The organism is Streptomyces sp. JJ38 (assembly GCF_019303475.1).
Taxonomy (GTDB): domain Bacteria; phylum Actinomycetota; class Actinomycetes; order Streptomycetales; family Streptomycetaceae; genus Streptomyces.
In genome coordinates, this window is sequence record NZ_JABLSI010000052.1 from 1 (window position 1) to 21,967 (window position 21,967).

The window sequence follows — 21,967 nt, forward strand, 5'->3', positions numbered from 1 at the left end:
CGAACAATCTTTGTGGGAAGCCCCGTTGGATTCAATTCCAACGGGGCTTTCTGCTGTCCTGGGTCCGTTCGGCCCTGCCCCCGCGTCCGGCGCGCGGGACCGGGCCGGTAGGGTCGGGGAGCAGCGTAGGCACGGTTCCCGCGGGAGGCCCGGGTGGAGGTTCAGGAGACACGCGTCCAGACGGACCGGATCCTCACCATCCCCAACGTGTTGAGCCTGGCCCGGCTGGCCGGTGTGCCGGTCTTTCTGTGGCTGGTTCTGTTGCCGGAGTTCGGCGGGCCGAACCGCGACGGCTGGGCCCTGGCCATCCTGGCGCTCAGCGGCGTCACCGACTATCTGGACGGGAAACTGGCCCGCCGCTGGAACCAGATCAGCAGCCTTGGCCGGATTCTGGATCCGGCTGCCGACCGCCTCTACATCCTTTCGACGCTCGTCGGCCTCACCTGGCGCGAGATCCTGCCCCTGTGGCTGACTGCCGTGCTGCTGCTCCGTGAGGTTGTGCTCCTCGTCATGGTGTGGTTGCTCGACCGGCGCGGATATGCCCCGCCGCAGGTGAACTTCCTGGGTAAGGCCGCGACCTTCAACCTCATGTACGCGTTCCCGCTGCTGCTTCTGAGCGATGGCAGCGGTTGGGTCGCCTCGCTCGCCGCGATTTTCGGCTGGGCGTTCGCCGGGTGGGGTACGGCGCTCTACTGGTGGGCAGGAACCCTCTACGTGGTCCAGGTCCGCCGGATTCTCACAGCGGACGCTGCGGCCGGCTAGGCCGCGCCTTCCCCAGCATCGTGGAGGGCTGGCTTCCCGCGTGACGGGAACCCCCACATGGCTTGGCCGGTGCGATCGTCGTCTCTTGAAGGAGGACGTTACCGACATGAAGGCCGTTGTGATGGCCGGTGGCGAAGGCACCCGCCTTCGTCCCATGACCGCGAGCATGCCGAAGCCACTTCTGCCGGTGGCCAATCGGCCGATCATGGAGCATGTCCTGAGACTGCTCAAGCGGCATGGTCTGTCCGAAACCGTGGTGACCGTCCAGTTCCTCGCGTCGTTGGTGCGGAACTACTTCGGGGACGGCGAGGAACTCGGCATGGAGCTCACCTATGCCAACGAGGAAAAGCCGCTCGGTACCGCGGGGAGTGTGAAGAACGCCGAGGAAGCCCTCAAGGACGATTCCTTCCTGGTCATCTCCGGGGACGCCCTGACAGACTTCGACCTCACTGACCTCGTCAATTTCCACCGCGAGCGTGGGGCCCTGGTGACCGTCTGCCTGACGCGGGTACCGAATCCGCTGGAGTTCGGTATCACCATCGTGGACGAGGAGGGCAAGGTCGAACGCTTCCTGGAGAAGCCGACCTGGGGCCAGGTCTTCTCCGACACCGTCAACACCGGCATTTACGTCATGGAGCCCGAGGTCTTCGACTATGTCGAGCCGGATGTGCCCGTGGACTGGTCCGGAGACGTCTTCCCGCAGCTCATGAAGGAAGGCAAGCCCATCTACGGCTATGTCGCCGAAGGGTACTGGGAGGACGTCGGCACCCACGAGAGCTATGTGAAGGCTCAGGCCGACGTGCTGGAGGGCAAGGTTGATGTCGCTCTCGACGGCTTCGAGATCTCGCCCGGGGTCTGGGTGGCCGAGGGCGCCGAGGTGCACCCCGAGGCGGTGCTGCGCGGTCCGTTGTACATCGGCGACTACGCCAAGGTCGAACGCGGGGCGGAAATCCGCGAACACTCCGTCATCGGCTCGAACGTCGTGGTGAAGAGCGGTGCCTTCCTGCACAAGGCCGTCGTCCACGACAACGTCTACATCGGTGAGCAGACGAATCTGCGCGGCTGTGTCATCGGAAAGAACACCGACGTGATGCGTGCCGCCCGGATCGAGGACGGGGCGGTCATCGGCGACGAGTGCCTGATCGGTGAGGAGTCGATCGTCCAGGGCAACGTGCGGGTCTATCCGTTCAAGACGGTCGAGGCCGGCGCCTTCGTCAACACCTCCGTCATCTGGGAGTCGCGCGGGCAGGCGCACCTGTTCGGAGCCCGCGGTGTGTCCGGCATCCTCAACGTCGAGATCACGCCCGAACTGGCGGTGCGGCTCGCCAGCGCCTACGCCACGACGCTGAAGAAGGGCTCGACGGTCACGACGGCGCGCGACCACTCGCGCGGTGCCCGGGCGCTGAAGCGCGCGATCATCTCCGCCCTCCAGGCCAGTGCGATCGACGTCCGGGACCTGGAGAACGTGCCGCTGCCGGTGGCCCGGCAGCAGACGGCCCGGGGCAGCGCGGGCGGCATCATGGTCCGGACGACGCCGGGGGTGCCGGACTCGGTCGACATCATGTTCTTCGACGAACGCGGTGCCGACCTCTCGCAGGCCGGTCAGCGGAAGCTCGACCGCGTCTACGCCCGGCAGGAGTACCGCAGAGCGTTCCCCGGCGAGATCGGTGACCTCTCCTTCCCGGCGAGCGTCTTCGACTCCTACGCGGGTGCCCTCCTGCGCACGGTGGACACCGCCGGCGTGCCGGAGGCCGGGCTCAAGATCGTCGTGGACGCGTCCCACGGGAGCGCCGGGCTGGTGCTGCCGAGCCTGCTCGGCCGGCTGGGCGTGGACGCCCTGACGATCAACCCGGGCATGGACGAGTCGCGTCCCACGGAGACGAGTGACGCCAGGCGCTCCGGCCTGGTCCGGCTGGGCGAGATCGTGGCCTCTGCACGGGCGGCGTTCGGCGTCCGCTTCGACCCGGTGGGTGAGCGGCTCTCGCTCGTCGACGAGCGGGGCCGCATCATCGAGGACCACCGCGCGCTGCTGGTGATGCTCGATCTCATCGCCGCCGAGCGCCGCAGCGGCCGGGTCGCCCTGCCGGTGACGACGACGCGTATCGCCGAGCAGGTGGCCGCCTACCACGGCACGCAGGTGGAGTGGACGACGACCTCGCCCGACGACCTCACGCGGGTCGGCCGCGACGACGCCACGATCTTCGGCGGCGACGGCCGCGGTGGCTTCATCGTCCCCGAGTTCAGTTCCGTCTTCGACGGGGCCGCGGCCTTCGTGCGCCTGATCGGTCTGGTGGCCCGCACGCAGCTCACCCTGAGCCAGATCGACGCCCGCATCCCCCGGGCCCACGTGGTGCGCCGGGACCTGGCCACGCCGTGGGCGGTCAAGGGCCTGGTGATGCGGCATGTCGTCGAGGCGGCGGGCGACCGGTTCGTGGACACCACGGACGGCGTGCGGGTCGTGGAGTCCGACGGGCGGTGGGTGATGGTCCTGCCCGACCCGGCGGAGGCCGTCACCCATCTGTGGGCCGAGGGGCCGGACGACGCGTCGGCCCAGGCCCTGCTGGACGAGTGGGCCGGCGTGGTGGACGGCGCCGGCCGCTGAGCCTCCCGTCCCCGCCGACGTGACGGGCCCTCCGGTGGCGCACCGGAGGGCCCATTCGGCCCTTGGGCTACCGACGTGCGACGATGTGCGGCATGTCGCAGCAGCAGCCCGAACGGAGCACCGCGTCGCGGCCCGCGCGACCCGACGCGTCGATGTCGCTGCTGACCAACGTCATGGAGCACAGCCTCGACGAGGGCTACGCAGAGGCGGCCGCCCGCAGGGGCGAGGCCGGGCGGGCGGGTCTGCCGCGGACACTGCGCGCCAAGATCTGGCTGGCCTTCGGCCTGGTCCTGGCCGCGCTCGTCGTCACGCTGAGCGCGGCGCAGGCACAGTACGACGCGCCGGCGGCGGCCAAGGAGCGCGAGGAACTCGTCGAGCGGGTGCAGAAAGGCACCGAGGAGGCCGACGACCTGCAGGAGGAGGTGCAGGACCTGCGCGGGGACGTCGCACGTATGCAGCGCGAGGCGCTCGGTGGCGACGGAGACGGCTCCGAGGACCTGGTCGGCCTGCTGGCGGGCGACACGCCCGTCGAGGGCCCCGGGGTGGAACTCGTCGTGGACGACGCGGAGGACACCGGGGGCGGAGGCGACGGGCCGCGGGAGTCGACCGGGTTCTCCGACACCGGCCGGGTCCGGGACCGCGACGTCCAGCTCGTCGTCAACGGCCTCTGGGCCTCCGGCGCGGAGGCCATCTCGATCAACGGCCAGCGGCTGACCGCCCTGTCCGCCATCCGCGCGGCCGGCGACGCCATACTGGTCGACAACCGGCCCCTCGTGCCGCCGTACAGCATCCTCGCCGTCGGGCCGGGGCAGGAGCTGGCCGACGACTTCGAGGCCAGCATCGACGGCCAGTACCTCCAGGTGCTGGAGGAGAACTACGACATCCGGGCCCGCCTCTCGGTGCGCGAGAACGTGCGGCTGCCCGCGGCGCCGAGCCTCACCATCAGGACCGCCGAGCCCGTCACCAGCGGAAAGGGCAGTAATTCGTGATCGCCGTACTGGGCCTCATCGTGGGAGTCGTGGCGGGGCTGGTGCTCCGGCCCGTGGTACCGACCGCGGTGGAGCCCTATCTGCCCATCGCCGTCGTCGCCGCTCTCGACGCGGTCTTCGGCGGGCTGCGCGCGATGCTGGACGGCATCTTCGTCGACAAGGTCTTCGTCGTGTCGTTCCTGTCGAACGTCGTCGTGGCCGCGCTGATCGTCTTCCTCGGTGACAAGCTGGGCGTGGGCGCCCAGCTGTCGACCGGTGTGGTCGTCGTGCTCGGCATCCGTATCTTCTCCAACGCCGCCGCGATCCGGCGCCACGTCTTCGGGGCGTGAGGGTATGAGCGAGGACAGGCAGCAGGAGCCGGGCGGGCCGAAGCGCCCGGCCGACGAGGAGCGCCCGGGCGCAGAACCCGGGGGCGGGCCCCGCGAACCCGCTCGCGCCGGGCGGGCACAGGACCGCGACGCGGACACGGGCGCGGGCGCCGGCGCGGAGGAGCGTGCGGAGACGCGGGCCGAGGAGCGTGCTGAAGAGCCCGCCGAGGCGTCCGCCGAGGGCGGCGAGCGCAGCGGCACGGAGGAGATGACCGGTCGCCAGCGTCTCGTGGCCGGGCTGTGGCCGCCACGGCTGAACCGCAACCAACTCATCGCCGCATCACTGCTTTTCGTCCTCGGACTGGGCCTGGCCATCCAGGTACGCTCCACGAGCGAGGACAACGCGCTGCGCGGCGCGCGCCAGGAGGACCTGGTGCGTATCCTCGACGAGCTGGACGGCCGCACCACGCGGCTCGAAGGCGAGAAGGAGCTGCTGGAGAATCAGCGGTCGGAGCTGGAGAACAGCTCGAACCAGGCCGAGGAGGCTCGGCGGCAACGGGCTGAACGGGACCGTCAACTCGGTATCCTGGCCGGTACGGTGGCCGCGCGGGGCCCGGGCATCGAGGTGCGGATCAGCGGTCCCGACGACGTCGTCGAGGCGGACCGGCTGCTGGACGCCATCCAGGAGCTCCGCGCAGCCGGCGCGGAGGCCGTGCAGATCAACGACGTACGGGTCGTGGCGGACACGTACTTCACCAACGCGGAAGGCGGTGTGAACGTCGACGGACAGTCGGTCTCACCGCCGTACGTCTTCGAGGTCATCGGTCGCCCGCAGGACCTCGAACCGGCACTCAAGATCCCTGGGGGAGTCGTGCAGAGCCTCCAGGGTGACGGGGCGACGGTCACCATCACCCCGTCCGAGAACGTGGTCGTGGACGCCGTGGTGTCTCCGCAGCGGCCCGAACACGGTCGGTCGTCATCGCAGTGAGGTGCCGGTGATCCTTTTCAGGGGTCGGCGGGCGCTGCTGTCGTCCGGTGAGGGAAACTGTCTACTGGCCGCGGACGTTGTCCGGGTGTCCGCTGTGGCCTGTGTGAGCATCAAGGCTCTGTCCTGCCCCGCGGGCGGGTCTGTTTCGTGCGAGGGGAATCGCCCGTGAGTTTTCTTTCGAAGTTGTTCGGCAAGCGCAAGGACGCCGGTGGCGCACACCGTGCCCCGAAGCACGGTTCGGGGGGCGAGCAGTCGCCCCCCGCCGAGGACGAGCGCCCGCTCTTCCGTCCTGAGCCGAATGCCCCGCATGGTGGTACTTCCGCCGCGATGGGCGGGGTTTCTGTTGACCAGGACACGGCCGCGCGCATAGGTTCCCAGGCACCATCAACCTCAACTGCGGGTGGAGGGGTCGGCGTGCCGATCTGCTCACGGTGTGGTAATCGGGCCGCCGAGTCGAGCCGGTTCTGCTCCAACTGCGGTGCCCCGCTGCGCGGCGGCGCCCCGGTCGGCGAGCGCCCCTCCGAGACGACGTCGACGATCTCGATCAGCGGGCTCGAGGCGTACGACGCGGAGGCCACCGGCCAGACGCCGATGCTGTCGCCCGAGGCGATCGCCGCCATCGACAACCTGCCCACCGGGTCAGCGCTTCTGGTGGTCCGCCGCGGCCCCAACGCCGGCGCGCGGTTCCTGCTGGACAGCGAGCTGACGACGGCGGGGCGCAGCCCGCAGAGCGACATCTTCCTGGACGACGTGACGGTCTCCCGTCGGCATGTGGAGTTCCGGCGTGCGGCGGACGGCACGTTCACGGCATCCGACGTCGGCAGCCTCAACGGCACCTATGTCAACCGTGAGCCCATCGACTCCGTTGCGCTGAGCAACGGTGACGAGGTGCAGATCGGGAAGTTCCGCCTGGTGTTCTTCGCCCACCAGCGAGGTATCTGACGCACGACCCGCCAGGGAAGGTTCATGCTGCACACATCGTCGGGTGGCGCCTCGTCGGGCGCCACCGCCGGGGAGGACGGCCCCTCGGAACACGGGCCGATGAGCATCGGCGCCGTGCTGGGCCGGCTCCGTGAGGAGTTCCCCGAGGTCACGGTCTCAAAGATCCGCTTTCTGGAGTCCGAAGGCCTCGTCGAACCGCAGCGCACCCCGTCCGGTTACCGCAAGTTCAGCGAGCGGGACGTGGAGCGGCTTGCCTTCGTCCTGCGGATGCAGCGCGACCACTACCTGCCGCTGAAGGTCATCCGTGAGCAGGTGGCCGCCATGGACCGGGGCGAGCAGGTGAGCCTGCCCGGCCCGGCCCAGCCACGTGATCTGCTGGACGGTGCCGCGGCGCCGCTGGCCGCCCCCGACGCCGGCCGGATGGACCGGTCCGAGCTGCTCGCGGCGGCCGACATCAGCGAGGAGCAGCTCGGCGAGTGGGAGTCCTTCGGGCTGCTCGCCCCGGCGCGGACGGGCGGCTACCCCGCCGAGGCGGTCGAGGTGGCGCGCCTGGTGGCGGACCTGGGCCGGTTCGGTCTGGAGCCCCGCCACCTGCGGGCGGTCAAGGCAGCGGCCGACCGGGAGGCCGGATTCGTGGAGCAGGTCGTGGCGCCGCTGCGGCGGCACCGCGACGCGCGCACCCGGGCCCGTGCGGAGGCCACCGCCAGGGAGCTGGCGACGCTGGCCGTGCGGCTGCACGCCACCCTCGTCCAGACGGCGCTGCGGGAGCAGCGCGTGTGACCTGCTCACTCCTCCCGGTATGGCTGGGTCGGGGGTGCCCGACTACCCAAACCGGCGGCGCAGCGCCTAGGGTTGCAATGTGAACGAGCTCGACGTCGTGGGTGTCCGGGTCGAAATGCCCTCCAACCAGCCGATCGTGCTTCTGCGCGAAGTAGGAGGCGACCGCTACCTCCCCATCTGGATCGGCCCCGGGGAGGCGACAGCGATCGCCTTCGCCCAGCAGGGCATGACCCCGGCACGCCCGCTCACTCACGACCTCTTCAAGGACGTGCTGGAGGCAGTCGGCCAGGAGCTCACCGCCGTCCGCATCACGGATCTCCGGGACGGTGTGTTCTTCGCCGAACTGGTGTTCGCCAGTGGGGTGGAGGTCAGCGCCCGTCCGTCCGACGCGATAGCACTCGCTCTGCGCACCGGTACGCCGATCTACGGCAGCGACGGAGTGCTGAACGACGCGGGGATCGCCATCCCGGACGAGCAGGAGGACGAGGTGGAGAAGTTCCGCGAGTTCCTCGACCAGATCTCGCCCGAGGACTTCGGCACCAGCAGCCAGTGAGCGTGCGGTGTGAGGGCCCGCCCTCGCAGCAGCCCCTGCCTGTACCCGGCACCGCAACAGGTCAAACCACTCTTGGGATGACTGTCACCCGGCATGCCGAGTGTGGCGATCGTTGACGCACCCCGGGTGACTGCCTACCTTCATGGAGGCAGGTTCCGGCGGCGTCACCGCAGGGGCGTGAAGGGATGGAGGGTCGGCGTGACCAGCACCGGCGACGGCAAGGCCACGAACGGCCCGTTTCCGCTTCACCAAGCCGCCACGCGGCCCGTGGGTGAGCAACCCGCCGCCGTGGGCGGCAACGAGGGCGAGCGGCTCGGCTACCGCGGCCCGACGGCCTGCGCGGCGGCTGGCATCACCTACCGGCAGCTCGACTACTGGGCACGCACCGGGCTCGTGGAGCCGAGTGTGCGAGCGGCCTCCGGCTCCGGGACACAGCGGCTGTACAGCTTCCGCGACGTCGTCGTCCTCAAGATCGTGAAACGGCTCCTGGACACGGGCGTGTCCCTGCAGAACATCCGTACCGCGGTGCAGCACCTGCGCAGCCGGGAGCTGGACGCCCTGCCCCAGATGACGCTGATGAGCGACGGCGCGACGGTCTACGAGTGCACCTCGCCCGACGAGGTCGTGGACCTCCTCCAGGGTGGTCAGGGCGTCTTCGGCATCGCCGTGGGCGTCGTCTGGCGGGACGTCGAGGCCGCGCTGTCCCAGCTGCACGCCGAGCGTCTGGACACGGGGGAGACCCTGGTCAGAGAGCACCCGGGGGACGAGCTGGCCCGGCGGCGCAACCGCGCGGGCTGACGCGGTCACACGCCCTGCGCGCCCCCACGGCCGGGTGTCAGTGCCGTGCGGGACCATCAGGGGTGTGAGAGGCGCACCGACGATCCTCCATCTCGACATGGACGCGTTCTACGCCGCGGTCGAACAGGCGGCGAAGCCGAGCCTGCGCGGGAAGCCGGTGGTCGTCGGCGGGCTCGGGCCGCGGGGCGTGGTGGCCACGGCCTCCTATGAGGCCCGCGCGTTCGGCGTGCACTCCGCCATGCCCACCGGTCAGGCCCGGCGGCGCTGCCCCAACGCCGCCTACCTCACCCCGCGCTTCAGCCTCTACCGGCAGGTCAGCGACATCGTGATGGCGCTGCTGGCCGAGCTGTCCCCGCTGGTCGAGCCGCTCAGTCTCGACGAGGCCTTCGTCGACCTGGAGGCCGGAGGCACCCCGCCCGACGCCCACGCGGCCCAGGAGACGGCCCGGCGGCTGCGGGCGGACATCCGGGCGGCGACGGGGCTCAGCGGCTCCGTCGGCCTCGCCGGCTCCAAGATGATCGCGAAGATCGCTTCCGAGCAGGCCAAGCCCGACGGCCTGGTGACGATCCTGCCCGGCTCCGAGCGGGGGCTGCTCGCGCCCCTGAGCGTGCGCACGCTGCCCGGCGTCGGCCCGGCCACCGCGGAGACCCTGCGCCGGGCCGGGATCACCACCGTCGGTGAGGCCGCCGAGGCAGGCGAGGATGAGCTGCTGCGGCTGCTGGGCCGGGCGCACGGCAGCGGCCTGTACGCCATGGCCCACGGGATCGACGAGCGTCCCGTGGTGGCCGAGCGGGCCTCGAAGTCCGTCTCCGTCGAGGACACCTTCGACATCGACGTCACCGACCGCTCCCGCGTCGAGCTGGAGACCCGGCGGCTGGCCGAGCGGTGCGCGGCCCGGCTCCGGGCGGCCGGGCGCTCGGGCCGGACGGTGGTCGTCAAGGTCCGCAGCTACGACTTCTCGACGCTCACCCGGTCGGAGACGCTGCGGGGCCCCACCGACGACCCGGTCGTGATCCGCGAGGCGGCCGCGCGGCTGCTGGCCGCCGTGGACACCACCGCGGGCGTGCGGCTGCTCGGCGTGGGCGTGAGCGGTCTGGCCGACTTCACACAGGAGGACCTGTTCGCCCAGGCGGCTCCCGCCGGGCCGGGCGCCGATTCCGCGGCGTCGGCGGACGCGCGCGCCCGTGAGCCGGGTGTCCCTTCCGGCGGCCCCGGCCCCGGCCCCGCGGCCCCGGAGCCGGCGCCCGGCGCCCGGCGATGGCTTCCCGGTCTGGACGTCCGGCACCGCGAGTTCGGCCGCGGCTGGGTGCAGGGCAGTGGGCTCGGCCGGGTCACCGTCCGGTTCGAGGAGCCCGGTTCCCCTCCGGGGCGGGTGCGGACGTTCCGTGCGGACGACCCGGCGCTGGAGAGCGCCGAGCCGCTGCCCCTGGCGCCGATGGCAGCGCACAGCGACGCGCCCGCGGGCGTCTCCTCGCCCGCGAGCCACACCCCGCCCGCGGGCTACTCGTCCCCGCCCGCCAGCCGCCCGAAGTCCTCGCCCTCCGCGGGCGGGGCCGACTCACCGGCCGAGGGGATATCCAGGCCGTAGTGGTGGTAGAGCTGGAGCTCCTGCTCGGGGGAGAGATGGCGTCCCACCCCGAAGTCCGGGGCCTCTCTGATCAGGGTGCGGGTGTAGGGCACCCGCAGCGCCTCCTCGACCACCTCGCTCGGCCGCAGCGGCACGAAAGCGTCACGTCCGAAGAGCCCCGTCCGGATCGCCGCCCACTCGGGATCGCCCGTCGCGTCGTCGAGGTACACCTCGTCGACGGTGCCGATCTTGGTGCCGTCGCGGTCGAACGCTTTGCGCCCTATGAGGGTTCGGGGGTCGATGTCGGTCTGCACGGTTCCTCCATGGAATGGCACGTGGTGGCCCGGCCGACCGCCCCCTGGTCGTCACACCACCACCGGGTCCTGTCACCACCAAAGGACAGATTGCGCGGAATGGCCAGTCGAGCCGACGGCCCGTCGCTGTTCGACCGGCCGCTGGTAGGCTCGTAAGCGGCTGTAGACCCCGCGCGGGAGAGCCCTCCGGAGCAGGTGCCGGGGGCGCCGAAGGAGCAAATCCTCCCCGGAATCTCTCAGGCACACGTACCGTGCGGACGAGGTCACTCTGGAAAGCAGGGCGGGCCGCGGGCGCCACGGTGCACAGGTCCCTCCTCACCGACGGTGAAAGCCGGACGTCCCCTGGGGCGGTTCCGGTGAAACTCTCAGGTTGAGATGACAGAGGGGGAGGCCGTCCGGGCACCCGCCGTGGTGTCCCTCGCAGGTCGTACAGACCAGGAGGCCTCCGCAGATGACCACCGATCGCACCACACGCTCCGCACTCGAGGGCGGCACGCCGTTCGAGCGACGCCACATCGGCCCCGACGCCGCCGAGCAGGCGAAGATGCTCGCGCACGTCGGCTACGGCTCGCTGGACGAGCTGACGGCCGCGGCCGTGCCCGACGTCATCAAGAGCACCGAGCGCCTCGGGCTGCCGGACGCGCGCTCCGAGGCGGACGTGCTCGCCGAACTGCGCTCCCTCGCCGACCGCAACCAGGTGCTCGACTCCATGATCGGCCTGGGGTACCACGGCACCTTCACCCCGCCGGTCATCCTGCGCAACGTCATGGAGAACCCGGCCTGGTACACCGCGTACACCCCGTACCAGCCGGAGATCTCGCAGGGCCGTCTCGAGGCACTGCTGAATTTCCAGACGGTCGTCGCCGACCTGACCGGCCTGCCGACGGCGGGAGCCTCCCTCCTGGACGAGGGCACGGCCGCGGCCGAGGCGATGGCCCTGTCCCGCCGCGTGGGCAAGGTCAAGCAGGGCGTCTACCTGGTCGACGCCGACTGCCTCCCCCAGACCGTCGCCGTCCTGCGGACGCGCGCCGAGCCCACCGGTGTCGAGGTCGTCGTCGCCGACCTGTCCGAGGGCATCCCGGCCGAGATCGCCGAGCGCGGCGTGTTCGGTCTGCTGCTCCAGTACCCCGGGGCCTCCGGTGCCGTCCGCGACCCGCGGGCCGTGATCTCCCAGGCGCGGGAACTCGGCGCGATCGTGACCGTCGCCGCCGACCTGCTGGCGCTCACCCTGCTCACCTCGCCCGGTGAGCTGGGCGCCGACATCGCCGTCGGCTCCAGCCAGCGCTTCGGCGTCCCGATGGGCTTCGGCGGCCCGCACGCCGGTTTCATGGCCGTGCGCGAGAAGTTCGCCCGCAGCCTGCCGGGACGGCTGGTCGGCGTCTCCGTGGACGCGGACGGGACCAAGGCGTACCGACTGGCGCTGCAGACCCGCGAGCAGCACATCCGGCGCGAGAAGGCCACGAGCAACATCTGCACCGCGCAGGTGCTGCTCGCGGTCATGGCCGGGCTGTACGCCGTCTACCACGGCCCCGACGGCCTGCGGGACATCGCCCGCCGCACGCACCGCTACGCGACCCTGCTCGCGGCCGGCCTGCGCGAGGGCGGCGTCGAGATCACGGAGGAGGCCTTCTTCGACACCGTCACCGCCTACGTGCCCGGCCGCGCCGCGGAGATCGTCGCCGCCGCACGCGAGGGGGGCGTCAACCTCCGCCTGACCGACGCCGACCACGTGGGCGTCGCCTGCGACGAGACGACGACCCGTGAGCAGCTCACCACGGTCTGGCGGGCCTTCGGCGTCACCGCCGACGTGGCGCGGCTCGACGAGACCAGCGCGGCGGCGCTGCCCGCGGACCTGCTGCGCGACGACGAGTTCCTCAGCCACCCCGTCTTCCACCGGTACCGCTCCGAGACGGCGATGCTGCGCTACCTGCGCCGCCTGGCCGACAAGGACTACGCGCTCGACCGCGGCATGATCCCGCTCGGTTCGTGCACGATGAAGCTCAACGCGACGACGGAGATGGAGCCGGTCACCTGGCCGCAGTTCGGGGCGCTCCACCCCTTCGCCCCCGCCGAGCAGGCCGAGGGCTACCTCACCCTCATCCGGGAGCTGGAGGAGCGGCTCGCCGAGGTCACCGGCTACGACAGGGTCTCCATCCAGCCGAACGCGGGCTCCCAGGGCGAACTGGCCGGACTGCTCGCCGTCCGCGCCTACCACCGCGCGAACGGGGACACGCAGCGCACGGTGTGCCTCATCCCGTCCTCGGCCCACGGCACCAACGCGGCCAGCGCCGTCATGGCGGGCATGAAGGTCGTCGTCGTCAAGACCGGTGAGAACGGCGACGTCGACACCGACGACCTGCACGCCAAGATCGAGCAGTACGGCGAGGAGCTGGCCGTCCTCATGGTCACCTACCCCTCCACGCACGGGGTCTTCGAGGACAACATCTCCGACATCTGCGCCGCCGTGCACGAGGCGGGCGGACAGGTCTACGTGGACGGTGCCAACCTCAACGCCCTGGTGGGTCTCGCGCGCCCGGGCAAGTTCGGCGCGGACGTCTCCCACCTGAACCTGCACAAGACCTTCTGCATCCCCCACGGCGGCGGCGGCCCGGGCGTGGGCCCGGTGGGCGTGCGGGCGCACCTGGCGCCCTACCTCCCGAACCACCCGTTGCAGCCCGAGGCCGGCCCGGCGACCGGCATCGGCCCGATCTCCGCGGCCCCCTGGGGCTCGGCCGGCATCCTGCCGATCTCCTGGGCGTATGTGCGGCTGATGGGCGCCGAGGGGCTGCGGCGCGCCACGCAGGTCGCCGTGCTGAGCGCGAACTACATCGCCAAGCGCCTGGAGCCGCACTACCCGGTGCTCTACACCGGCCCCGACGGGCTCGTCGCGCACGAGTGCATCATCGACGTGCGCCCGCTGACGAAGGCGACGGGGGTGAGCATCGACGACGTCGCCAAGCGGCTGATCGACTACGGCTTCCACGCCCCGACCATGTCCTTCCCGGTCGCGGGGACGCTGATGATCGAGCCGACGGAGAGCGAGGATCTGGCCGAGATCGACCGCTTCTGCGATGCGATGATCGCCATCCGCGCCGAGGCCGACCGGGTCGCCGCGGGGGAGTGGAGCGCCGAAGACAGCCCGCTGCGCGGTGCACCGCACACGGCTGCCCAGCTGGCGGGCGAGTGGGACCGCTCCTACACGCGTGAGGAGGCCGCGTTCCCGGCCGGTGTCGTGGCCGAGGGGAAGTACTGGCCGCCGGTGCGCCGCATCGACGGCGCCTTCGGTGACCGCAACCTCGTCTGCTCCTGCCCCCCGCTGGAGGACTACGAGGGCTGACCCCCGGGCGAGCAGCGCAGGGCCCGGCCGTCCCGACGGCCGGGCCCTGTCGTCGTGCTCGGCGCGGTGCGCGAAGCGCCGCCCGCCCCCGCCGGCCGGGGAACGCCCCCACGCGCGGGGGCGTCCCGGCTCCGGCTACGCGGCGGTGGTCACCTCGTGGGTGTCCAGCGGCTTGTGCGGAGCGATGATCTGCCCGTCCGGCAGCAGCTCGCCGGTGTCGTCGAAGAGCACGACACCGTTGCACAGGAGGCTCCACCCCTGCTCCGGGTGGTGCGCCACGGGATGAGCCGCCTCTCGGTCGGCGGAGTCGGCGGAGGGACAGGGTGGTTGATGCTGACACATGACGGTGCGCTCTCGGTTCTCTCGATGCGGTGTGGTCGGTGTGCTGCGGCTGCTGTGCGTCGTCATCCGGCCGCTCCCCCGGGTCGGTGCTCGTGATCCCCAGTGTCGTCCTGTGGAGGGCGTTTCGCAGGGATTTCCCCGCAGCCGACCTCCTCGAGGGAAGACGCGTCCCCCACCGGAGCGGTTGTCACCCGGGCGGGTCATCCTCATGGGCCGGTGGCATGGCCGGAAGTGACTAGCCCGACGCGGGGAGCGTGCGCACACGTGTGCCCCGCGACCGGGACGCTCGTTCCCTTCGTCGCGGGGCACCGGTGCCGTGGGCCGTCCCCTAGACCGGGGCGGCCACCAGGCGGTGGGTCAGCAGCGGCAGGAGGGTGTCGACGCGCTGGGGGAGGTCGGGGGCGATGCCCGGGGGAGCCGGCGCCAGTGGCACCAGCAGGTCGTCCCGGGACAGCGTGCCGTCCTCCGCGTCCGCGGCCGGATCGCTGTGCAGCCACAGGGTGAGCATGTACAGCTCCGGCACGGACAGCAGCCGGGGCTGGTGCGGGGTGGGCAGGGCGTCGGCACGCCGCAGCGCCGACGCCGTCGACCGGACGTAGGGGCCTTCGCCGAAGTGCGAGAACGTCCAGCCGTCGGCGGTGAGCATCGCCTCCGCGGTGCCCACCGTGCCGTGGGAGCCGCGCAGGAGGAAGCGCCAGCCGGTCAGCCGGGGGCTCGGCGGCCCCCCGGGGCCGGTGATGCCGCTCAGGACGTACACCGGCAGCGGCAGTTCGGGCTGCAGTTCGCCGAATGTCTCGGCCCGGGCCGGGGCACCACGGAGCGCGGCGGTCGGAGAACCGAGCGCGGCGAGAACGCTGCGCAGGGCGGCTGCGGGAGCCGGGTGAGCATGCAGGGGCATGGCGGGTCGCCTCTCACTCGGGGAGACATGAAGGGGTGCGCGGAGAAGTCCCGACGGCGTCGTCGGCAGCCCGGAGGCACGCCCGAACCGGGCGGGGGAAAGCGGGACCCGGACCGAGTGACGTCACGTCACGGCCTCAAGGCGGAGTTTATACGACATTTGTTCCCGAGACGTTTCCGCTACTCGATTCGGGTGTGCCGCACAAGGAGAAATCTCGCCGAAAAAGGAAAGTACCTCACCCGGCAGCGGAGGTACCGGTTCTCCGGGGGCGCACGTCCGGCCGTCGCCCGGTCGGCCGGTTCCGGTCGTACTCGCCGTCGTGTTCCGTTCGCGCCTGCGGTGGCGTTCCGTTCCGTGCTCGCGGTCACGCAGAGTGGGAAGCCGTCTCAGGCTACCGCATGCCGCCGGAATGTGCCGTGAGAAAACACCGGCCTGATCTGTTCGCCGCGGTACTCCGGGGGAGTTGTTGATCGCTGCGTGGGGCATTATCGAGGCACTGCCGATCGAGGAGGGACACATCGATGGGGGAGAAGGTCGCGGCCGACGGGTTCGATCTCCCGGACCGCCGGCGCTACCGGAGCAAGCTCCGCCAATGCCTCCAGGCGCTGGACCGCCTGCTGGAGCAGCAGCGGTTCGAGGGTCCCCGCAACCTGATGGGGTTGGAGATCGAACTCAACCTCGCGGACGCCGAGGGAATGCCGCGGATGATAAACGAGGAGGTTCTCGGACGCATCGCGAGCCGTGATTTCCAGACTGAACTCGGGCAGTTCAACCTTGAGGTGAACGTCCTTCCGCACGCCTTCACGGGCCGGGTCCTGGACCAGCTCGCCGAGGAGCTGCACACCGGTCTCGCCTACGCCGACCGGAAAGCCCGTGAGGCCCACGGGCGCGTCCTGATGATCGGTATTCTCCCGACCCTCGGTCCCGACGATCTCATCTCCGCGAACTTCTCCAGGGCCGATCGCTACACCCTGCTCAACGAGCAGATCATGGCCGCCCGGGGGGAGGAGATACGCCTTGAGATCGACGGCCCCGAGCGCCTTGTGCACGGTTCCTCCTCGATCGGCCCCGCGGCGGCCTGCACATCCGTCCAATTGCATCTCCAGGTCACGCCCGCCCGCTTTCCCGACGTGTGGAACGCGGCCCAGGCCGTCCTCGGCGTCCAGCTCGCGGTGGGAGCCAACTCCCCCTTCCTCTTCGGCCGTGAGCTGTGGCGCGAGTCCCGTGTCCCGCTCTTCCTCCAGGCCACCGACGCCCGTCCGAGCGCCTACGCGGCCCAGGGTGTACGGCCCCGGGCCTGGTTCGGCGAACGGTGGATCGACTCCCCGCGTGACCTCTTCGCCGAGAACCTGCGCTACTTCCCCGTGCTGCTGCCGCTGTGCGACGAGGAAGAGCCGCTGGAGGTGCTCGAAAACGGCGGTGTGCCCGCGCTGACCGAGCTGGCGCTGCACAACGGCACCGTCTACCGCTGGAACCGGCCGGTCTACGACATCGCCGACGGCGCCCCGCACCTTCGGGTGGAGAACCGGGTCCTGCCGGCGGGACCGACCGTCACCGACGTCCTGGCCAACACCGCGCTGTACTACGGCCTGGTCCGGGCGCTGGCCGACGAGCCGCGCCCGGTGTGGAAGCGGCTGCCCTTCGCCGCCGCGGAGGAGAACTTCCAGGCAGCCGCCCGGCACGGGATCGACGCCCGCCTCACCTGGCCGCGCTCCGGCCGCGGCGGTTCCCCGACGACGGTGCCGGCGCACCGGCTGGTGCTGGACGAACTGCTGCCGCTCGCGGCCGCGGGCCTGGACGCGTGGGGCATCGAACCCGCCGACCGCGACCACTACCTGGGCGTGATCGAGGAACGCTGCCGCCGTCGCACCAACGGCGCGGTGTGGCAGGTGGCCGCCTACCACCGGGCGAGGGACGGCGGGCTTGACCGCGAGAAGGCGCTCGCCGCCGTGGCCCGGCGGTACACCGAACTCGTCACCGCGGGCGAGCCGGTGCACGCCTGGCCCGTGCCGCCGGGCTGACGCCGCGCGGCCGGGCCAGCCCCCGGGGCGCGGCACGGGACGCCGTACGGCAAGCTGTACGTCCAGCGAGAGTGGGACACATGCCGTACGGGAGGCCAGCAGTGACGTCGTGGTGGGCCGGTGCGGCGGCGGGCCGGGAGGCCCCGGCCCTGGTGGAGGGGTCCGCACGCCGTCTGCTGGGCCGCGAGACGCTGCTCGTGCTCGCCCTCTCCCTGGGCGCCAGCGCCCTGTCCGCCCTGATCAGCTTCACCGGTTCACTGACGCGGCCGGGCGGCCTGGCCGACCAGGCGGCCAACCTCAACCGCTCGCTGGCCCCGGACCGTCCGTGGCTGGACCTGGCCTGGCAGCTCTTCGGGATCGGCACCGCCCTGGTCCCCGTCCTCCTCGTCGCCCACCTGCTCACCCGCGAGCCGGCGCCGTCGGACACGCCGGTCGGCCTGCGCGGCCTCGGCTTCGACCTGCGCAGGCCGTGGTCCGACCTCGGGCGGGGCGCCCTGGTCGCGGCTGGGATCGGTGGCAGCGGCCTGCTGCTGTACCTGGGCGCCCGCGCCGCGGGCTTCAACCTCACCGTGGTGCCCGAGTCGCTCCCGGACGTGTGGTGGAAGCTGCCGGTCCTCGTCCTGTCGGCGATGCAGAACTCCGTGGTGGAGGAGGTCATCGTCGTCGGCTATCTGCTGCGACGCCTGGACCAGCTCGGCTGGAGCCCCGTGGGCGCCCTGGCGGCCAGCTCCGTGCTGCGCGGCACCTACCACCTCTACCAGGGCATCGGCGGTTTCGTCGGCAACCTGGTGATGGGCGTGATCTTCGTGTGGCTCTACCGCCGGTGGGGCCGGGTGGGCCCGCTCGTCGCGGCGCACGCGCTCATCGACATCGTCGCGTTCGTGGGCTACGCCCTGCTCGCGGGCACGGTGGGCTGGCTGCCCACCGCCTGACCCGCCGCGCCGTCCCGCCAGCCCGCCCGGCCGCCGTCTCTCACGGCTCGACGCACAGCTCCCCGTCCAGCACGGTGACCGCGTGCCCGGTCAGGAGCGTGCGCTCGCCGCGCAGGGTGGTGCGCACCAGTCCCGTCCGGCTGCCGCCCTGGAGCCCGGTGAGGCTCGGTCGGCCCAGCCGGGCCGACCAGAAGGGCGCGAGGGCGGTGTGCGCGCTGCCGGTGACCGGGTCCTCGTCGATGCCGACGGCGGGGAAGAAACACCGGGAGACGAAGTCGTAGCCGCGGGAGGGGTCCTCGGCCGGAGCGGTGACGATGAAACCGCGCCCCCCGAGCCCGGCCAGGGCGGTGACGTCGGGGGCCAGGGCGCGGACGGTCTTCTCGTCGGCGGCCTCCACGAGGAGGTCGCCCACGTCCGGGCCCGTGTCGTGGACGCTGAGTGGCGTGAGGCCGAGGGCCCGCTCCGCACCCCGGGGGAGTTCGTCCACGGTCAGCGGCGCGGTGGGGAAGTCCAGCCCGATCGACCCGTCCTCGGACACCCGCGCTCCGAGCACGCCGCTGAGCGTCGCGAACCGCACCGTGCCCGTGGCCCGCCCCTGGCCGTGCAGGACGTGTGCGGTGGCGAGCGTGGCGTGGCCGCACATCCGCACCTCGGTGGCCGGGGTGAACCAGCGCAGCGCCCAGTCCGCGGTGCCGCCCCTCGGCAGCGGGTGGGCGAACGCGGTCTCGGAGAGGTTCATCTCCGTGGCGATGCGCTGGAGTACGGCGTCCGCGGGGAACCGTCCCTCGTCGAAGAGGAGGACGGCTGCGGGGTTCCCGGCGAACGGCCGGTCGGTGAAGGCGTCGATGATGCGAATCCTCATGCCGGCACGCTAGGTGTGGCCGGAGAGCCGCCGCCATGGCCACCGGGACGCCGGTGGACTGGGGGTGTGGCGACCGACCAGCAAGTGAGACAGGTGCGTAGGGAGTCGACACTCATGATGGGTGCGGGTCATCATGACGGGATGCCGGATCCTCGCGCCTCCACGGTCACGCCTCGGCCCAGCGGCGGAATCAGCCTCGCCCTGCTCTCGGCCTTCGCTTTCGGCGGCTCCGGAGTCGCGGCGAAGCCCCTCATCGAGGCCGGGCTCGACCCGCTGCACGTCACGTGGCTGCGGGTCGCGGGCGCCGCCCTCGTCCTGCTCCCGCTGGCCTGGCGCCACCGCGGGCTCCTGCGGGAACGCCCGGCCCTCCTCGCGGGGTTCGGGCTGCTGGCCGTGGCCGGCGTCCAGGCCTGCTACTTCGCGGCCATCTCCCGCATCCCCGTCGGCGTCGCGCTCCTCATCGAGTACCTCGCTCCCGCCCTGGTCCTGGGCTGGGTGCGGTTCGTCCAGCGCCGGCCGGTCACGCGTGCGGCCGGGCTGGGCGTCGTCCTCGCGGTCGTGGGGCTCGCCTGCGTCGTGGAGGTGTGGTCCGGGCTGGGATTCGACGCCGTCGGGCTGCTGCTGGCCCTCGGGGCCGCCTGCTGCCAGGTGGGCTACTTCGTCCTCTCCGACCATGGCGGGCAGGGCGGCGACGGCCGGGGAACCCCGGATCCCGTCGGAGTCATCGCCTACGGACTGCTCATCGGCGCCGTCGTGATGACCGGCGTCGCCCGCCCCTGGACGATGGACTGGCAGGTCCTCGGCGACGTGGCGCTCATGCGGGACACCCAGGTGCCGGCTCCCGTTCTGCTGGCCTGGATCGTGCTCGTGGCCACCGTGACCGCGTACCTCACCGGCATCGTCTCGGTCCGCCGGCTCTCGCCCCAGGTGGCCGGCGTCGTCGCCTGTCTGGAGGCCGTGGTGGCGACGGGGCTGGCCTGGGTGCTGCTCGGCGAGAAGCTGGCCCTCGTCCAACTGCTGGGCGGCGCGCTCGTCCTGGCCGGCGCGCTCACCGCGCAGCGCTCGACCCCCGCGCCCGCCGCCGCGGACCCCGTCGCGCGGGGCGGGCCGGACCACGGGGCCCCGCGGTTGTCCGAGGACGCCCGTCTTCCGTAGGGTGCGACGCATGCCGATGAACGTGCTGTCCCCGCCCGCCGTCTAGGCGGGCGACCGAGCACACACGCCGGGGCCGTGCGCCCCCGCGTCGGCGCGGGCTGCCCGCACACGGGACGAAAACTCTCTTCGACTCGTTGTGGAGCACCTCGACATGCAACGTACTCATCATGATCTGACGGCTTCCCAGCCGGCCCAGGCGGCCCTGCCCCTCGGACGCGGCCTGCTCTTCGTCGTCGTCTCCGCGGTGGCCTGGGGCACGGCCGGCGCGGCGGCGGCCCTGTTGTTCGACGGCAGTGGGCTCGGCCCGGTGGCGCTCACCTTCTGGCGGACCGCGGGCGGCTTCGTGCTGCTGGCCGCCGTGCGCGGCCTGTGGCGGCGCCAAGCGCCCGTGCGGACGACCGGACGGCGTCGCCCGCTCCTCCCCCTCCTCGTCACGGGATTCGGGCTGACGGTCTTCCAGACCGCCTACTTCGCGGCCGTCGAGGCGACCGGCCTCGCGGTGGGAACGGTCGTGACCCTCGGCGCCGGGCCCGTGCTCGTCGCCCTCGGCGGCCGCGTGCTCATGGGCGAACGCCTGGGACGGAGCGGGGCACTGGCGGTGTCGGGCGCGCTCGCGGGGCTGTGCGTCCTCGTCCTGGGCGGCGCCGACGGTTCGGGAACCGTGGTGCCGCTCGGTGTGGGCTACGCCCTGCTGTCCGCCCTCGGCTACTCGGCGATGACCCTCTACACCCGGGGCCGGGGCCGGGACGGTGGTGCCGGGGACCCGCTCGGCACCACACTGTGGGCCTTCGCCGTCGGTGCCGCCCTCCTGCTGCCCTTCGCCGCGGCCGAGGGACTGTGGCCGCAGGGCGGTGATGTGGCCCGCTCCCTGTGGCTGATGGCGTACGTGGCCGCCGTCCCGACGGCCCTGGCCTACGCCCTGTACTTCGCCGGGCTGGCCGTGGTGCGGGCCGCGACCGCCTCCGTCATCGCGCTCATCGAGCCGGTGGCGGCCACGGCCATCGCCGTCACCCTGCTCGGCGAGCGGCTCACCGCCGCCACGGTCACCGGTACGGCGATCCTGCTGGCGGGGGTGACGGCGCTGGTGCTGGCCGAGGCCCGCTCCGCCTCAGGGCCGGCCAGGGGACGTGAGGTAGTCCGGGGCGGCGACGGCCGGGTCCAGCCCCTCGGCGGGCACCGGCTCACCGTGGACGACACCGACGGGCAGGAGGCCGCTCCAGTACGGGAGTGACTCGTCCTCGGGGTCGTCGTTGGGTCCGCCCGTCCTGGCCTTGGCCGAGACCTCCTCCAGGTCCAGGGCCAGGACGGCGGTGGCGGCCAGCTCCTTGTCGTTGGCGGGCCGGGAGTCGGCCGCGCGGCCGGGCAGCACGTGGTCGACGAGGGCGTCCAGGGCCTCGGCCTTCTCGACCGGGTCCGTCACCGGCGTCGCCACGCCGTGCACGACGACGGAGCGGTAGTTCACGGAGTGGTGGAACGCGGACCGTGCGAGGACCAGCGCGTCGACGTGCGTCACCGTCAGGCACACCGGCAGCCCGGCGTCCCGTTGGGCGGTGTTGAGCGGGCGGGAGCCGGTGGAGCCGTGCACGTACAGCCGGTCGCCGACGCGCCCGTACAGCGTGGGGAGCACCACGGGCCGGCCGTCCCGGACGAAGCCGAGGTGGCAGACGTAACCGGCGTCGAGTATCGCGTGCACGGTCTCGCGGTCGTAGGCGGCGCGCTTCTTGTTGCGGGTCGGGACGGTGTAGGGCGACTCGGTGTAGGAACCGGTGGCGCTCGTCGACATGGTGTGGCGACTCCTATTGCACTAGTGCATAATG

At 72.0% G+C, this 21,967-nt stretch carries 19 protein-coding genes, 1 pseudogene and 1 riboswitch; of the genes and pseudogenes, 15 read left to right on the top strand and 5 right to left on the bottom strand.

The annotated features are described in order from the left end of the window. The first annotated feature begins 153 nt into the window (after positions 1-153). The 10 genes from HPT28_RS22655 to HPT28_RS22700 all read left to right on the top strand — a co-directional run bounded on the left by HPT28_RS22655 (position 154) and on the right by HPT28_RS22700 (position 10,310). Positions 154-762 (top strand): CDP-alcohol phosphatidyltransferase family protein, encoded by a 609-nt coding sequence (locus HPT28_RS22655; protein ID WP_219093040.1) that lies wholly within the window; start codon positions 154-156, stop codon positions 760-762. 106 nt (positions 763-868) lie between these two features. Next, positions 869-3,364, top strand: a complete 2,496-nt coding sequence (locus tag HPT28_RS22660) for a mannose-1-phosphate guanyltransferase (RefSeq protein WP_219093041.1) — start codon at positions 869-871, stop codon at positions 3,362-3,364. Between the two features lie 92 nt (positions 3,365-3,456). Next, complete coding sequence (locus tag HPT28_RS22665) at positions 3,457-4,353, top strand: DUF881 domain-containing protein (protein WP_219093042.1); 897 nt, start codon at positions 3,457-3,459, stop codon at positions 4,351-4,353. Then, positions 4,350-4,682 (top strand): small basic family protein, encoded by a 333-nt coding sequence (locus HPT28_RS22670; protein ID WP_219093043.1) that lies wholly within the window; start codon positions 4,350-4,352, stop codon positions 4,680-4,682. The genes HPT28_RS22665 and HPT28_RS22670 overlap by 4 nt, the downstream gene beginning before the upstream one ends. Positions 4,683-4,686: 4 nt before the next feature. Continuing rightward, positions 4,687-5,649 (top strand): DUF881 domain-containing protein, encoded by a 963-nt coding sequence (locus HPT28_RS22675; RefSeq protein ID WP_219093044.1) that lies wholly within the window; start codon positions 4,687-4,689, stop codon positions 5,647-5,649. Positions 5,650-5,748: 99 nt separating this feature from the next. Continuing rightward, a complete protein-coding gene (locus HPT28_RS22680) occupies positions 5,749-6,591 on the top strand; it encodes an FHA domain-containing protein (RefSeq protein WP_257579265.1) in 843 nt (280 codons plus the stop codon). A 24-nt stretch (positions 6,592-6,615) separates the two neighbouring features. Then, positions 6,616-7,371, top strand: a complete 756-nt coding sequence (locus HPT28_RS22685; protein WP_219093045.1) for a MerR family transcriptional regulator — start codon at positions 6,616-6,618, stop codon at positions 7,369-7,371. A 79-nt stretch (positions 7,372-7,450) separates the two neighbouring features. After that, a complete protein-coding gene (locus tag HPT28_RS22690) occupies positions 7,451-7,924 on the top strand; it encodes a bifunctional nuclease family protein (RefSeq protein WP_219093046.1) in 474 nt (157 codons plus the stop codon). Between the two features lie 198 nt (positions 7,925-8,122). Then, positions 8,123-8,722 carry a MerR family transcriptional regulator gene (locus tag HPT28_RS22695; protein WP_219093047.1) on the top strand — a complete coding sequence of 200 codons (600 nt, stop codon included), beginning with the start codon at positions 8,123-8,125 and terminating at the stop codon, positions 8,720-8,722. 64 nt (positions 8,723-8,786) lie between these two features. Continuing rightward, positions 8,787-10,310 (top strand): DNA polymerase IV, encoded by a 1,524-nt coding sequence (locus HPT28_RS22700; protein WP_219093048.1) that lies wholly within the window; start codon positions 8,787-8,789, stop codon positions 10,308-10,310. Here HPT28_RS22700 and HPT28_RS22705 read toward each other — a convergent pair. Continuing rightward, positions 10,223-10,603, bottom strand: a complete 381-nt coding sequence (locus HPT28_RS22705; RefSeq protein ID WP_219093049.1) for a PRC-barrel domain-containing protein — start codon at positions 10,601-10,603, stop codon at positions 10,223-10,225. The two genes, HPT28_RS22700 and HPT28_RS22705, sit on opposite strands and share 88 nt — an antisense overlap. A 164-nt stretch (positions 10,604-10,767) precedes the next feature. Further along, positions 10,768-10,865: riboswitch (glycine riboswitch) on the top strand. Between the two features lie 189 nt (positions 10,866-11,054). Between HPT28_RS22705 and gcvP the strand changes: the two genes are divergently transcribed. Beyond that, the gene (gcvP, locus tag HPT28_RS22710; RefSeq protein ID WP_219093050.1) at positions 11,055-13,940 is read left to right on the top strand and encodes an aminomethyl-transferring glycine dehydrogenase; all 2,886 of its coding nucleotides are present in this window, start codon (positions 11,055-11,057) and stop codon (positions 13,938-13,940) included. 135 nt (positions 13,941-14,075) lie between these two features. Here the strand turns inward: gcvP and HPT28_RS22715 are convergent, their stop codons facing one another. Next, positions 14,076-14,282 carry a DUF5999 family protein gene (locus tag HPT28_RS22715; protein ID WP_219093051.1) on the bottom strand — a complete coding sequence of 69 codons (207 nt, stop codon included), beginning with the start codon at positions 14,280-14,282 and terminating at the stop codon, positions 14,076-14,078. Between the two features lie 328 nt (positions 14,283-14,610). Beyond that, positions 14,611-15,180 carry a hypothetical protein gene (locus tag HPT28_RS22720; RefSeq protein ID WP_219093052.1) on the bottom strand — a complete coding sequence of 190 codons (570 nt, stop codon included), beginning with the start codon at positions 15,178-15,180 and terminating at the stop codon, positions 14,611-14,613. Between the two features lie 521 nt (positions 15,181-15,701). On the opposite strand from HPT28_RS22720, the gene HPT28_RS22725 reads away from it, so the two are divergent. Further along, positions 15,702-17,201, top strand: coding sequence for a glutamate--cysteine ligase (locus tag HPT28_RS22725; protein ID WP_219093053.1), 1,500 nt, complete (start codon positions 15,702-15,704; stop codon positions 17,199-17,201). Between the two features lie 80 nt (positions 17,202-17,281). Next, positions 17,282-18,133, top strand: a complete 852-nt coding sequence (locus tag HPT28_RS22730) for a CPBP family intramembrane glutamic endopeptidase (RefSeq protein ID WP_219093054.1) — start codon at positions 17,282-17,284, stop codon at positions 18,131-18,133. A gap of 40 nt (positions 18,134-18,173) precedes the next feature. Here the strand turns inward: HPT28_RS22730 and HPT28_RS22735 are convergent, their stop codons facing one another. Next, complete coding sequence (locus tag HPT28_RS22735; protein WP_219093055.1) at positions 18,174-18,995, bottom strand: PhzF family phenazine biosynthesis protein; 822 nt, start codon at positions 18,993-18,995, stop codon at positions 18,174-18,176. A gap of 141 nt (positions 18,996-19,136) precedes the next feature. Between HPT28_RS22735 and HPT28_RS22740 the strand changes: the two genes are divergently transcribed. Continuing rightward, positions 19,137-20,150 carry a DMT family transporter gene (locus HPT28_RS22740; RefSeq protein WP_219093056.1) on the top strand — a complete coding sequence of 338 codons (1,014 nt, stop codon included), beginning with the start codon at positions 19,137-19,139 and terminating at the stop codon, positions 20,148-20,150. Between the two features lie 151 nt (positions 20,151-20,301). Beyond that, positions 20,302-21,285 (top strand): annotated as a pseudogene (locus HPT28_RS22745) (DMT family transporter); the annotation flags it as partial. On the opposite strand, the gene HPT28_RS22750 reads toward HPT28_RS22745, so the two are convergent. After that, entirely contained in the window at positions 21,259-21,933 is a 675-nt protein-coding gene (locus HPT28_RS22750; protein WP_219093057.1) for a pyridoxamine 5'-phosphate oxidase family protein, read from the bottom strand. The pseudogene HPT28_RS22745 and the gene HPT28_RS22750 sit on opposite strands and share 27 nt — an antisense overlap. Positions 21,934-21,967 lie beyond the last annotated feature (34 nt).

Excerpts from the sequence above, each read along its gene's own strand:
- HPT28_RS22750 (WP_219093057.1), bottom strand. The coding sequence starts at position 21,933 with ATGTCGACGAGCGCCACCGGTTCCTACACCGAGTCGCCCTACACCGTC.
- HPT28_RS22730 (WP_219093054.1), top strand. The coding sequence starts at position 17,282 with ATGCCGTACGGGAGGCCAGCAGTGACGTCGTGGTGGGCCGGTGCGGCG.
- HPT28_RS22720 (WP_219093052.1), bottom strand. The coding sequence starts at position 15,180 with ATGCCCCTGCATGCTCACCCGGCTCCCGCAGCCGCCCTGCGCAGCGTT.
- HPT28_RS22665 (WP_219093042.1), top strand. The coding sequence starts at position 3,457 with ATGTCGCAGCAGCAGCCCGAACGGAGCACCGCGTCGCGGCCCGCGCGA.
- HPT28_RS22660 (WP_219093041.1), top strand. The coding sequence starts at position 869 with ATGAAGGCCGTTGTGATGGCCGGTGGCGAAGGCACCCGCCTTCGTCCC.
- HPT28_RS22725 (WP_219093053.1), top strand. The coding sequence starts at position 15,702 with ATGGGGGAGAAGGTCGCGGCCGACGGGTTCGATCTCCCGGACCGCCGG.
- HPT28_RS22685 (WP_219093045.1), top strand. The coding sequence starts at position 6,616 with ATGCTGCACACATCGTCGGGTGGCGCCTCGTCGGGCGCCACCGCCGGG.
- gcvP (WP_219093050.1), top strand. The coding sequence starts at position 11,055 with ATGACCACCGATCGCACCACACGCTCCGCACTCGAGGGCGGCACGCCG.
- HPT28_RS22715 (WP_219093051.1), bottom strand. The coding sequence starts at position 14,282 with ATGTGTCAGCATCAACCACCCTGTCCCTCCGCCGACTCCGCCGACCGA.
- HPT28_RS22740 (WP_219093056.1), top strand. The coding sequence starts at position 19,137 with ATGCCGGATCCTCGCGCCTCCACGGTCACGCCTCGGCCCAGCGGCGGA.
- HPT28_RS22735 (WP_219093055.1), bottom strand. The coding sequence starts at position 18,995 with ATGAGGATTCGCATCATCGACGCCTTCACCGACCGGCCGTTCGCCGGG.
- HPT28_RS22675 (WP_219093044.1), top strand. The coding sequence starts at position 4,687 with ATGAGCGAGGACAGGCAGCAGGAGCCGGGCGGGCCGAAGCGCCCGGCC.